Source organism: Pseudomonas cucumis, assembly GCF_030687935.1.
Taxonomy (GTDB): domain Bacteria; phylum Pseudomonadota; class Gammaproteobacteria; order Pseudomonadales; family Pseudomonadaceae; genus Aquipseudomonas; species Aquipseudomonas cucumis.
In genome coordinates this window covers 3,432,603-3,444,788 of sequence record NZ_CP117454.1, presented here as the reverse complement: position 1 = coordinate 3,444,788, position 12,186 = coordinate 3,432,603, and the positions used below count along the sequence as shown (strand labels likewise).

The 12,186-nt window shown below is 61.2% G+C and carries 10 protein-coding genes and 1 pseudogene; 9 read left to right on the top strand and 2 right to left on the bottom strand.

All coding sequences use genetic code 11. From position 1 onward, the window contains the following. The 9 genes and pseudogenes from PSH97_RS15620 to PSH97_RS15585 all read left to right on the top strand — a co-directional run bounded on the left by PSH97_RS15620 (nucleotide 1) and on the right by PSH97_RS15585 (nucleotide 10,839). On the top strand, nucleotides 1–1,845 hold the full coding sequence (locus PSH97_RS15620; RefSeq protein WP_305445708.1) for an ABC transporter ATP-binding protein: 1,845 nt from the start codon (nucleotides 1–3) through the stop codon (nucleotides 1,843–1,845). Next, nucleotides 1,842–2,150, top strand: a complete 309-nt coding sequence (locus PSH97_RS15615) for a (2Fe-2S)-binding protein (protein WP_305445707.1) — start codon at nucleotides 1,842–1,844, stop codon at nucleotides 2,148–2,150. The genes PSH97_RS15620 and PSH97_RS15615 overlap by 4 nt, the downstream gene beginning before the upstream one ends. Next, nucleotides 2,132–3,523 (top strand): FAD/NAD(P)-dependent oxidoreductase, encoded by a 1,392-nt coding sequence (locus PSH97_RS15610; RefSeq protein ID WP_305445706.1) that lies wholly within the window; start codon nucleotides 2,132–2,134, stop codon nucleotides 3,521–3,523. The genes PSH97_RS15615 and PSH97_RS15610 overlap by 19 nt, the downstream gene beginning before the upstream one ends. Then, complete coding sequence (locus PSH97_RS15605) at nucleotides 3,520–4,689, top strand: NAD(P)/FAD-dependent oxidoreductase (RefSeq protein ID WP_305445705.1); 1,170 nt, start codon at nucleotides 3,520–3,522, stop codon at nucleotides 4,687–4,689. Before PSH97_RS15610 ends, PSH97_RS15605 begins: the two co-directional genes overlap by 4 nt. Further along, entirely contained in the window at nucleotides 4,686–5,843 is a 1,158-nt protein-coding gene (argE, locus tag PSH97_RS15600) for an acetylornithine deacetylase (RefSeq protein WP_305445704.1), read from the top strand. Before PSH97_RS15605 ends, argE begins: the two co-directional genes overlap by 4 nt. Before the next feature lie 57 nt (nucleotides 5,844–5,900). Then, a pseudogene (locus PSH97_RS28610) lies at nucleotides 5,901–7,199 on the top strand (nitrate- and nitrite sensing domain-containing protein); the annotation flags it as partial. 3 nt (nucleotides 7,200–7,202) lie between these two features. Continuing rightward, entirely contained in the window at nucleotides 7,203–8,105 is a 903-nt protein-coding gene (locus tag PSH97_RS28605; RefSeq protein ID WP_407682187.1) for a methyl-accepting chemotaxis protein, read from the top strand. A 156-nt stretch (nucleotides 8,106–8,261) separates the two neighbouring features. After that, nucleotides 8,262–9,719, top strand: a complete 1,458-nt coding sequence (locus tag PSH97_RS15590) for an NAD-dependent succinate-semialdehyde dehydrogenase (RefSeq protein ID WP_305445702.1) — start codon at nucleotides 8,262–8,264, stop codon at nucleotides 9,717–9,719. A 40-nt stretch (nucleotides 9,720–9,759) separates the two neighbouring features. After that, on the top strand, nucleotides 9,760–10,839 hold the full coding sequence (locus PSH97_RS15585) for a tartrate dehydrogenase (protein WP_030128884.1): 1,080 nt from the start codon (nucleotides 9,760–9,762) through the stop codon (nucleotides 10,837–10,839). A 330-nt stretch (nucleotides 10,840–11,169) separates the two neighbouring features. Here PSH97_RS15585 and tatA read toward each other — a convergent pair whose 3' ends face one another. Both tatA and PSH97_RS15575 read right to left on the bottom strand, forming a co-directional pair. After that, on the bottom strand, nucleotides 11,170–11,379 hold the full coding sequence (gene tatA, locus PSH97_RS15580; protein ID WP_305445701.1) for a twin-arginine translocase TatA/TatE family subunit: 210 nt from the start codon (nucleotides 11,377–11,379) through the stop codon (nucleotides 11,170–11,172). A gap of 84 nt (nucleotides 11,380–11,463) precedes the next feature. Then, the gene (locus tag PSH97_RS15575) at nucleotides 11,464–12,171 is read right to left on the bottom strand and encodes a cupin domain-containing protein (RefSeq protein ID WP_305445700.1); all 708 of its coding nucleotides are present in this window, start codon (nucleotides 12,169–12,171) and stop codon (nucleotides 11,464–11,466) included. Between the last annotated feature and the right edge of the window lie 15 nt (nucleotides 12,172–12,186).

Sequence of the window (12,186 nt, the reverse complement as noted above, 5' to 3'; positions counted from 1 at the left end):
ATGAGCGAATTAATTCGAGTTCAGGACCTGCGAGTGGTCGCCTGTGGCGAGCTCGGTGAGGTGGAAATCGTCAAGGGCGTGAGCTTCTCCCTGCAAAAAGGTGAAGTGCTGGCGTTGATCGGTGAGTCTGGCTCCGGCAAGACCACCATCGCCCTGGCGTTGCTCGGTTATGCCCGGCGCGGTTGTCGGCTGGCGGGCGGCGTGGTGCAAATCGGCGAACACGACATGCTGGCGTTGAGCGAAAGCGAGCTGCAAGGCCTGCGCGGCAACCGGGTGTCGTACATCGCGCAAAGCGCTGCGGCGGCGTTCAACCCGGCGAAAAAACTCATCGACCAAGTGGTGGAGGGCGCGTTGATTCATGGTCTGGGCAGCCGGGCTGTGCTTGAGGCCAAGGCCATCGAGTTGTTCCGCGATCTGGCTCTGCCAGACCCCGATCGCATTGGCCAACGCTACCCCCATCAAGTCTCCGGCGGGCAACTGCAACGGGTGATGGCGGCCATGGCGCTGATCAGCGATCCGCTGCTGGTGGTGCTCGACGAACCGACGACAGCACTTGATGTGACCACTCAGATTGATGTGCTGCGTGCCTTCAAGCGGGTGGTGCGCGAACGCGGCGCGACGGCGGTCTACGTCTCCCATGACCTGGCCGTGGTCGCGCAGATGGCTGACCAGATCGTGGTGCTCAATGGCGGCCAGATCTTCGAACAGAGCGCCACCGGCCCATTGCTCGATGGCCCGGCCCATGAATATACCCGCAGCCTGCTGGCGGCGGCGCGGCCGGACACGACGATCCGCCCGCCTTGCGGCATCGCCGAAGAGACGCCGCTACTGACCATCCAGGGCCTGACCGCCGGTTACGGCAACAAGAATGCGCAAGGCATGCCGGCCATTCGCGTGCTGGAAGACATCGACCTGACGGTTCGCAGAGGCCAGGCCATCGGGGTGATCGGTGAGTCGGGTTCTGGCAAGTCGACCCTGGCGCGGGTGGTGGCCGGATTGTTGGCGCCCGCTCTCGGCGGTCTGACCTTCGATGGCCAACCCTTGGGTGGCAGCCTGTCGTCGCGCACCGATGAGCAGTTCCGACGCATTCAAATGGTCTTCCAGAATGCCGACACCGCACTCAACCCGATGCACAGCGTCAGCACCATTCTGAGTCGTCCGCTGAAGATGTATTTCGGCCTTAAGGGCGCCGCTCTGCGCGAACGTATTGGCGAGCTATTGGATCTGGTGCGCTTGCCGCGAACCCTGGCCGAACGCCGCCCGAACGAACTGTCCGGCGGGCAAAAGCAACGGGTCAATCTGGCCCGGGCCCTGGCGGCCAAGCCGGATCTGATTCTGTGCGATGAAGTGACCTCCGCGCTGGATACCGTGGTGGGCGCAGCGATTCTCGAACTGCTACGCGACCTGCGTCAGCAACTGGGCGTGTCGTACCTGTTCATCAGCCATGACATCTCCACCGTGCGGGCGCTGTGCGATGACATTGTGGTGATGTACAGCGGCCACAAGATTCAGGCCGGCAGTCGCCAGTCGTACGCCGAGGCGCCGTTTCATCCCTACACCGATTTGTTGATCCACTCGGTGCCGGAGTTGCGCCAGGGCTGGCTGGAAGCTTGCGGAACAACCACCTGCGGAACACTGCCGCCGATCGGGGCCAAGGCCGATGTGCCTGGGCTGTGCACCTTCCTCAATCGTTGCCCGGTGCGGGTCGACGGTCTGTGCAATTGCGTCCCTGCGCCCCGTCGGACGATTGTTGGCGGCAGTGAAGTCCTTTGTCATCACGACAGTGCCGAATTGCTGAAAACCCAGAAGGATTCAAACAGCATGATAACGGGAGCCTATGCATGAACGGGCGTTTCGTAAGGCTGGCCGAACAGGGCCGGCCCACCATCAAACTGATGGTAGACGGCAAGCCTATCGAGGCGTTGCAGGGCGATACGCTGATGGTCGCGCTGCTGACTCAGGGCTCGGCGTTGCGCCAATCGGAGTTCGATCCGGGGCGCCGCGCCGGTTTCTGCCTGATGGGCGCCTGTCAGGACTGTTGGGTCTGGACCCGCAGCGGCGAGCGTCTGCGCGCCTGTTCCAATGAGGTCCGTGAAGGGCTGGATATTGTCACCACACAACCGGAGGCGATATGGCCACTGCGCGGCTGAACACTCACCGAGTCGTTATCGTCGGCGCCGGGCCGGCCGGCATACGTTGTGCCGAAACCCTGGTCGCCGCTGGTTTCAAGCCGATCCTGATCGATGAGAATCGTCGGGATGGCGGGCAGATCTACCGTCGCCAGCCCGAAGGGTTTACCCGCGATTACGCCACGCTGTATGGCACCGAAGCCACCAAGGCCAACGACCTGCACCAGAGCTTCGACCGCTTGCGCGGGCAGATCGATTACCGTCCGGACACGCTGGTGTGGAACCTGACGCCGGGGCAACTGTGCTGCGTCAGCCAGGGCAAACACTCGACGGTGGATTACGACGCGCTGATCCTGTGCACCGGTGCCACCGACCGCTTGATGCCGATCGAAGGCTGGCAATTGGCGGGCACTTACAGCCTCGGCGGGGCGCAAATTGCGCTCAAGTCCCAGGCCGTGTCCATCGGCCACCGCGTGGTGTTCATGGGCAGCGGACCGTTGCTGTATCTGGTCGCCAGTCAGTATGTGAAAGCCGGGGCCAAGGTCGCGGCGGTGCTCGACACTTCGCCGTTGAGCAAGCGAATCGGTGCGTTGCCCAAGCTGTTGGCGCGCCCCGGATTGCTGTTCACCGGGATGAAACTGCTCGCGCAACTCTATCGAGCGAAAATCCCGGTGCATCTGGGCATTTCGCCGCTTCAAGTGCTAGGCGATGCGGCCAACGGTGTCAGTGGCGTACGCGTGCGCACGGCGCGCGGCGAAACCTTGACGGTGGCGTGCGATGCAGTGGCGCTGGGTTATCACTTGCGCCCGGAAACCCAATTGGCCGACCTGGCCGGCTGCCGTATGCGCTTTGATGAGGCCTCCAGCCAATGGTGGCTGGCCGTCGATGAAGACGGTCGGACCTCGGTCAGCGGTGTATATGCCGCCGGCGACGGTTCGAAAATTCGCGGTGCCGATGCCGCCGAGCACGCCGGGAGACTGGCGGCCATGGCGCTGCTGGAAGATCTGCAGCAACCGGTGAACATCGGGTTGCGCGACGAACAACGGCACGCGCTAGCGGTGATGGATGAATTTCGTCTCGGTCTGGCCCAGGCGTTTCCCTGGCCGGCGGCGCAAGCCAAAGCGTTGCCGGACACGGCCATCGTCTGCCGCTGCGAAATGATCAGCGCAGGCGAATTGCGTGCAGTGGTTCGGGAAAAAGGCGCCTGTGAAGTCAACCGGGCCAAGGCTTTCAGCCGGGTCGGCATGGGCCGCTGCCAGGGGCGTTATTGCTCCCAGGCCGGGGCTGAAGTGATTGCCGCTGCCGCCGGCGTTTGCGTGGAACAGGTCGGTCGTCAGCGCGGTCAGGCACCGGTCAAACCCCTTTCGATGCTCACCGAGGAGGTGTCGTCATGACGCTACACAAAGCCGATGTCGTGATTGTCGGCGGCGGCCTGATGGGCTCGGCGGCGGCGTTTTTCCTGCGCCAGCGCGGCAAGTCAGTGATTTTGCTGGAACGCGACCAGATCGGTCAGTACGCCAGCGGCGTGAACTTCGGCAACGTACGACGTCAAGGGCGTTATCTTGGGCAGCTGGAACTGGCCAATCGCTCCTGGGCGCTGTGGAAGCGTCTGCCGGAGCTGATCGACGATGACCTGGAATTCATCGCCAGCGGGCATATGCGGGTGTGTTACCGCGAAGACGAGATCGCCGAGCTGCAAGCCTACGCAGATGCCCCTGAAGCTGAGCAGCTGGACCTGAAGATCTTTCGTGGCGACGAGTTACACAAGCGCTTCCCATTTCTCGGCCCGGATGTGAAGGGCGGCTCTTATGCTCCCCACGACGGGCACGCCAACCCGCGTCTGGCGGCCCCGGCATTTGCCCGCGCGGCACGACGTCTCGGCGCGCGGATCGAAGAGCGCACTGAAGTGGCCGAGGTGCAGAAGGTCGGCGGCGAGTTCAGCATCAGCACCACCGACGGCCGCCAGTTCAGCGCCGAGCGCCTGCTGATTACTGCCGGCGCCTGGGGCCAGAAACTCTCGGCGCAGTTCGGCGAGCCGGTGCCGCTTGAGACCAAAGGCCCGCAAATGGCCGTGACCGAACCGGTGCCGTACGCCTTGCCGACGGTGATCGGCGTGTACACCAAAATTCCCGAGGAAGTGATTTATTTCCGCCAGATACCCCGCGGCAATATCATCATCGGTGGCGGCTATCGCAGCGAACCAGACATGCTCAACCGCCGGGCCTATGTCGAGCCGCGCAGCATTCTCAATCAGATGGATCAGATGCGGCGTCTGCTGCCGGGTGTCGGCAACCTGAACATCATCCGCGTGTGGAGCGGCATCGAAGGCTATCTGCCTGATTCTCTGCCCGTGATGGGGCCAAGTGGCACCGTTGATGGCTTGTTCTATGCCTTCGGTTTCTCCGGCCATGGCTTCCAGCTCGGTCCGGGCGTGGGCGACGTGATGGCCGAACTGATCAGCACCGGTAGCACCAGCACTTCGATTTTACCGTTCTCCATCAACCGATTCGCTTCTTCAGCCGAGCAACGGACAACTGAGCAAAGGAGCAGGGCCTCATGAAACCCCGCGTACTGGACATTCTCAAACGTCTGATGGCCTTTGACACCGTCTCTTCGGAGTCGAACATGGCCTTGATCGAGTACGTGCGCGATCTGCTGCTGACCAAGGGCATCGAGTCATTGATCGTCAAGGACGAAAGCGGCAAAAAGGCCAACCTGTTCGCCAGTACCGGTCCACGGGAGGTGCCGGGGATTTTGCTGTCCGGGCACACCGATGTGGTGCCGGCAGCGGGGCAGGCCTGGACCTTTCCGGCGTTTCAGGCGACGGTGCAGGACGGGCGGATTTACGGGCGTGGCAGTTGCGATATGAAGGGCTTTATCGCGCTGGCCATCGACGCCATGCTCGACGCCGCTGACCATTCCTTGAGCCGGCCATTGCAATTGGCGCTGTCCCATGACGAAGAGATCGGTTGCGTGGGTGTGCGCCGTTTGCTCGACGTGCTGCACCTGGCGCCGGTGCGGCCGTTTTTGTGTGTGATTGGCGAACCTACCCATATGCAATTCGTGCTCGGGCACAAGGGCAAGGGTTCTTACCGCACTTACTGTCGCGGCCTGGAAGCGCATTCCTCGCTGGCACCGCGTTCGGTCAACGCGATACACGTGGCTTGTGATTTCATCGCTGCGCTGCGTCAGAGCCAGCAGCAACTGCAAGAGCAGGGCGCGCAGGATGCGGATTACGACGTGCCTTACAGCACCGTGCATGTCGGGCAGATTGTCGGCGGCAAGGCGCTGAACATCGTGCCGAATCTGTGCACCCTCGATTTCGAAGTGCGTAACTTGCCGGCGGACGATCCGGATCAGTTTCTGGAGCAGATGCGCGAGCGCGCCGAAGTGATCGTGCGTGAAGCCAAAAAGCTGTCCAGTGTGGCGGACATCGAAATCGAAACCCTGAACGTCTATCCCGGCCTCGATACTCACCCGAGTGTCGAAGCGGTGCGTTTTCTGAAGAACTTTGCCGCACCGGATACCGGTACCGCCAAGGTCTCCTTCGGCACCGAGGGCGGGTTGTTCAAGCAGCGGCTGGATGTACCCGTGGTGGTCTGTGGCCCGGGCTCGATAGAACAGGCGCACAAGCCTGACGAGTTCATCGAGATCAGCCAGATGGAAGCCGGCGAGCACTTTCTGCAAGGGCTATTGGGCTCAATGCGGCTTTAGAGTTCCGTTTGCCTACACCGAACACTTTGCGCACCACGCTTGTGTCCCGGTTATGGCATGACGCCCGGTTCACCCCTTCAACGTACTGACAGTGTGGGAAGTGCTGAGAAAGCCTTCCCAGGCTTGACTGCGTCTATTCAGAAAGCCGCTAGCCACTCGCAACCCTTCCGGAGTTCCCTCATGAAAGTGCTTGAGCGCCTGTCATTCTCTGGCAAGTTTGTCTTGCTCGGCTTGCTAGCCGTGACCCTGATTGCCATTCCAACCAGCCTTTACGTAGTGGGTGCGTACCAGAATAGCCGCCAGGCAAATCTTGAACTGCGCGGCATACGACCGGTGCAGGGGTTGCTCCAGCTCATTCACTTGACGCAGCAACATCGCGATTTGTCATCCGTCGTGCTGGGCGGCAACCAGACCTTCCACGAGGCTCGTCTGAACAAGCAGGCCGAGGTGGATCACGCCTTCGAGGCAACCGAGCGCGTGTTACAGGAGGCCGAGGTCGGCCCCGAGATCCTGGCTACCTGGCGGCAGACGCAACAACAATGGCGCGAGCTGGCCGACCAGGTTAGCCAGGCCACAGTCAAAGGTCCGCAGAGTCTGGTCTGGCATAGCCAGTTGATCGCAGCCTGCCTGCTGATTGAGGATGCATTGCTCGATCACTTCAAACTGTCACTGGACCCGGTTTTAGGGACTGACGCGCTGATCGCAGGTGCCCTGATCGAATTGCCGAAAGCCAGCGAGTTGTTGGGTCAGTTGCGTGGTGCCGGTGGCCTGTATCTGGCGCAGGGCCGGATCCTGCCCGAGCAACAAGGTGCGTTGCGTGGCCTGGCTACCCAGGCGCTGAGCAGTGTTGACAAGACGGCACGTGCCTTGACCAAGGCGAGTGCTGCCGAGCCGGAACTCAAGGCCCTGCTGGAAGCACCGCTAACGGCGCTAGGTCCGCAGATCCAGCAGGCGCTTGAACTCAGCAATGCGCGATTGGTATCGGTCGTCGAAATGGATCTGGATTTCGTGCCCAGCGCAAACCCCGCAGGGATTAACGAGCCTACCGATGCCTTGTACGCGCTCAAGCTCAATTACCCGGTTGGCGACTACCTGACTGCTTTCAACAAACCGGTTGATGCCTTGTATGCCCTTGGCCACTCAGCGCTGTCGGCGCTCGATGAGGCGCTGATGAAACGCCGCGACAGTGACCGGCAGAGACTCATCCTGATGTCTTCAGGTTTGCTGGCACTGCTGTTAGCTGGCGGGACCTTGGCCACCTTGATCGTGCTGCGTCTGTTGAAACAGTTGGCGATTGCCATGGCGGCAGCCGAGCGTATCGCCAAGGGTGACCTGACCCAATCACTGGATATCGTTGGCATGGATGAGGCGGCGCGCCTGCTGCAGGCGCTTGAACGCATGCAGATGAACTTGCGCAGTACCGTGAGGCAGGTGTTGAGTTCTTCCGAGCGACTGGCGACGACCTCCGCTCAGTTGAGCGCCGTGACCGATGAGGCTACCCGTGGTGTGCAACGGCAGAGCGCCGAACTCGATCAGGCAGCCAGTGCGGTGACCCAAATGACTGGCGCGATCGAAGACGTGGCGCGCAATGCCGCCTGGGCCTCGGAGGTGTCCCAGGCAGCAGACCAGCGCTCGCGACAGGGGCAGGAGAGCGTCAGCCGTACCGTGGGTGCCATCGAATCGTTGACCGAGGATATCGAGGATACCGCCGGAGCCCTGCAGGCCCTGGCCGGCCAGATAGGTGATATCGGCTCGGTGTTGGATGTAATTCGCGGCGTTGCCGAGCAAACGAACCTGCTTGCCTTGAATGCGGCGATCGAGGCGGCTCGCGCGGGCGAAAGTGGACGCGGTTTCGCCGTGGTGGCGGATGAGGTCCGGGCGTTGGCGCAACGAACCCAGGAATCGACCAAACAGATCGAGACGATCATCGGCTCGGTACAAAAAAGCAGCCACGGCACCTTGCGAGCCATGCAAAGCAGCAATGGTAAAACCCGGGAAACCCTGGAGGTCGCTCGTGCGGCAGGCGCGGCACTGAATGCCATCGTCGATGACATCGCTCAGATCAACGAACGCAATCTGTGTATTGCAAGTGCCACCGAAGAGCAATCCCATGTTGCCCGTGAGGTGGACCGCAACCTGCTCAATATCCGTGATGTTTCCCAACAGGCTTCGGCCGGGACCCATCAGAGCCAGGCCTCTAGCCGGGAGCTCGCGGGCTTGGCCAGCGAGTTGAATAGCATGGTCAAGCATTTCATCGTCTGACCGAGTTCGTCGTGTCCGATCATCACAAACCAACGGTAGAGCCTGCTGTCGAATGCTGATTTTCAGCATTCGAAGGCTGCTGGGGCGGCGCTTTCAGCATCCTCGTCCGGGACGACCCAATAGACTGAAGGCTGTCTCGGAACAGGACTCGACACCATGCTCAAGAATCGCCTGAAAGACCCCAGCCTGCTGGTAGAACTCGCTTACATCGACGGTCAGTGGATCGGTGCCGACAACGCCGCCACCCTTGACGTCATCGACCCGGCCAGCGGCCAGTTGCTCGCTCGCGTACCTGCGATGCAAGGCAGCGAAACCCGACGCGCCATTGAAGCCGCCGACCGCGCGTGGCCGGCATGGCGCGCACGCCCGGCGGCAGAACGGGCGGCGCTGCTGGAGCGCTGGTATCAGGCCATGATCGACAACCTCGACGACCTGGCGCTGATCATGACCTGCGAACAGGGCAAACCGCTGAATGAAGCCAAGGGTGAAATTCGCTACGGTGCCGGCTTCGTCAAATGGTTCGCCGAAGAAGCCCGACGGGTCTACGGCGAAACCATACCGGCACCCAGCGGCGACCGCCGCTTGCTCACGCTCAAGCAGCCGGTTGGGGTCTGCGCCGCGATCACTCCGTGGAACTTCCCCAATGCGATGATTACCCGCAAGTGCGCGCCGGCCCTGGCCGCCGGGTGCACGATCATTGTCAAACCCTCGGACCTGACGCCGTTGTCGGCCATGGCTCTGGCCGTACTCGCCGAACGGGTCGGCATTCCGGCCGGGGTGTTCAACGTAGTGACCGGCATGCCCGCCGGCATCGGCGAAGAACTGACCGGCAACCCGACGGTGCGCAAGATTTCCTTCACCGGCTCAACCGCTGTCGGTCGGCTGCTGATGCGTCAGAGCGCCGAACACATCAAGCGCTTGAGCCTGGAACTGGGCGGTAACGCGCCGTTCATTGTGTTCGACGACGCCGACCTGGAACAGGCAGTGGCCGGCATCATGCTCAGCAAGTTTCGCAACGCCGGGCAAACCTGCGTCTGCGCCAACCGGATTTTGGTGCAGGACGGAATCTACGAGCGCTTCGCCCAGCGTTTGGTGGCGGAGGTGGGCAAGCTCAAGGTCGGCAATGGCCTGGACGCCGATGTCACCATCGGCCCACTGATCAATGCCGCAGCGGTGAGCAAGGTCGCCCGACATATCGACGATGCCTTGAGCCAGGGAGCCCGTCTGCTCTGTGGCGGTATCCCCGAGGGTGACAGCCAGTTCGTCCAACCGACAGTGCTCGCTGAAGCCCATGCCGGGATGTTGCTGGCCAGCGAAGAAACCTTCGGCCCAGTTGCACCGCTGATGCGTTTTACCACTGAGGAAGAGGCGCTGGCCTTGGCCAATGCCACGCCTTATGGCTTGGGCGCTTATTTCTTCACCCAGGACTTGCGCCGTTCATGGCGGTTTGGCGAGGCGCTGGAGTTCGGCATGATTGGCCTCAACACCGGGCTGATTTCCATGGAAGTCGCCCCCTTCGGCGGTATCAAGCAATCGGGCCTGGGTCGCGAAGGCAGCAAGTACGGCCTGGATGAATACCTTGAAGTCAAAGCCTTCCACATCGGTGGGCTGTGATCCGGTCACCGTTTGAACAGATATTGAGGAGCCACGATTGATGAGCAAACCATTCAGAATCGCCGCGATTGCCGGCGATGGCATCGGCAAGGAAGTCTTGCCGGAAGGGCTGCGGGTCCTGGAGCAGGCCGCGAAGAAGTGGCAACTGGATTTGAGCATTGAGGTGCTCGACTGGGCGCACTGCGACTACTACCTGGAACACGGGCAGATGATGCCCGCCGACTGGTTCGAGCAACTCAAGGGCTTCGACGCGATTTACTTTGGCGCTGTGGGCTGGCCGGACAAAGTGCCGGATCACATTTCCCTGTGGGGTTCGTTGCTCAAGTTCCGTCGCGATTTCGACCAGTACGTGAACATCCGTCCGGTGCGGCTGTTTCCCGGTGTGCCCTGTCCGCTGGCCGGACGTGAAGCCGGGGACATCGATTTCGTGGTGATCCGGGAAAATACCGAAGGCGAGTATTCGTCGGTCGGCGGCAAGATGTTCGAAGGCACCGAACATGAGTTCGTGCTGCAAGAGTCGGTGTTTACCCGGCGTGGCGTGGACCGGATTCTCAAGTTCGCCTTCGACCTGGCCCAGACCCGGCCACGCAAACGCCTGACGGCGGCGACCAAGTCCAACGGCATTTCCATCAGCATGCCGTACTGGGACGAGCGCACCGCATTGATGGCTGCGAAGTACCCGGACGTCACCTGGGACAAGCAACACATCGACATCCTGTGCGCGCGGTTTGTGCTGCAACCGGATCGTTTCGATGTGGTGGTGGCGTCGAATCTGTTCGGCGACATTCTGTCCGACCTGGGACCGGCCTGCGCTGGAACCATCGGCATCGCGCCGTCGGCCAACCTCGATCCGGAACGGCGCTTCCCCTCGCTGTTCGAGCCGGTGCATGGCTCGGCGCCGGACATCTATGGGCAGAACATCGCCAACCCGATTGCGATGATCTGGTCCGGGGCCTTGATGCTCGATTTCCTGGGCAACGGTGATGAACGTTATCGCGCGGCGCATGATGGAATTCTGCAGGCAATCGAACAGGTCATCGCCCAGGGACCGATCACGCCCGATCTGGGAGGGCAGGGCTCGACCCAAGATGTCGGCAGGGCAATCGCCGCGTTGCTTTGAGCCGAGGCAACAACTACTCAGCAGGAAGCTTTATTCATTCTTGTGTCTCACCCTTTTAGCCCGTCCACACTGCGGGCTTTTTTTTGTCTATCGCCCTCGTGTTTAACCTGCCTTTCCTTTGCTGTTGTGAAGGGGGTAACGAAGGAGGGGGAGCGAAATGTGAGGGAAGCCTTGAATGCGGATGTTGATGGTTTTACTGGAGGGCGCTGCACGCAAGGAGGGGGCTAGCTCGCCCATAGACGGGTCTTTTCTATGACGCCGGTCCCCCGTCATACAGTTATGCGAAGGGGGATGAGACCAAGCTTTACACCGATATTCTGCAGGCCACCTTCAATCCTCGAGCGTGCGTGCCCGGACGTCAATGGGCTGGCCCTCGGGCTTCTCAGTGATTGGCTTATCGTCGCCCATGGATTTTCGGAACCCTCTGATCGTGTCGCCGAGATCCGCCCCCAGACCTTTCAGGCGCCTGGTTCCGAACAGCATGATCACGATCAACAGGATGATCAGGAGTTTTCCAGTACTGAAGCCACCTATTCCCATTATCTGTACTCCGTAACTGATTGATCAGTTTGGTGATGATGCCGGCGGAGGAAAATCCATCTGCCGGCGCTAACGCAGTTCGAGTTATTTGACGACGTAGAACTTGCGCACATAGACGCTGCTCTTCCAGGCGCATGGGGCGCCTCGGGGGACGAACACCGTATCGCCAGTGTTGACCGTCAGATGGGCGCCATCCGTCACCTGAAGGGTGACGCTGCCTTCGAGCAAATGCATCAGTTCATGCAGCATGTGCGGCCTCGCCCTGCGGGTATAGGGTGTCGAGTCCCAGACGCCGATGCGTAAATTGGTCGCTTCTTCCACAAACACATTGTGCGAGCGACATTGCGGTGCCGGGCTTAGCAGGATTTGTGCATCCGGCGCCGCCGAGGGCGAAAGCAGAGTTAGCGGGAGGAGCGCCGTGAGCCCGGGATTGCGCTCCTCAACGAGCTGGGTATCGGCGCAGAATGCCCAAAGAGAATCGGGTTGCGCTTCGATCTGCAGCGACGTACCGCGAGCAATCACCGCACTGTCACCGGGATCTAGTTGGAGTGTGCAATCCTGGTTCTGCAGGGTGACACATCCCGCGTGAACCACGATCATTTCGCTGTAGGGATAGTCATCGACGCTGAATTGTCCACTCGCCTGGACCACGCCGGCAGCGATGTCGTCCGGCCCGAGATAAGCAATGTGCCTGTCGAAAGGATCGTTGGCCCCCAACGAACCGGGGGTGAATTTTGTTGAAACCGGACTGCCGTCGGCGTGTGCCAACAGCACTGCAGTGGGCTCTAGCATGAAGGTGTTTCTCCA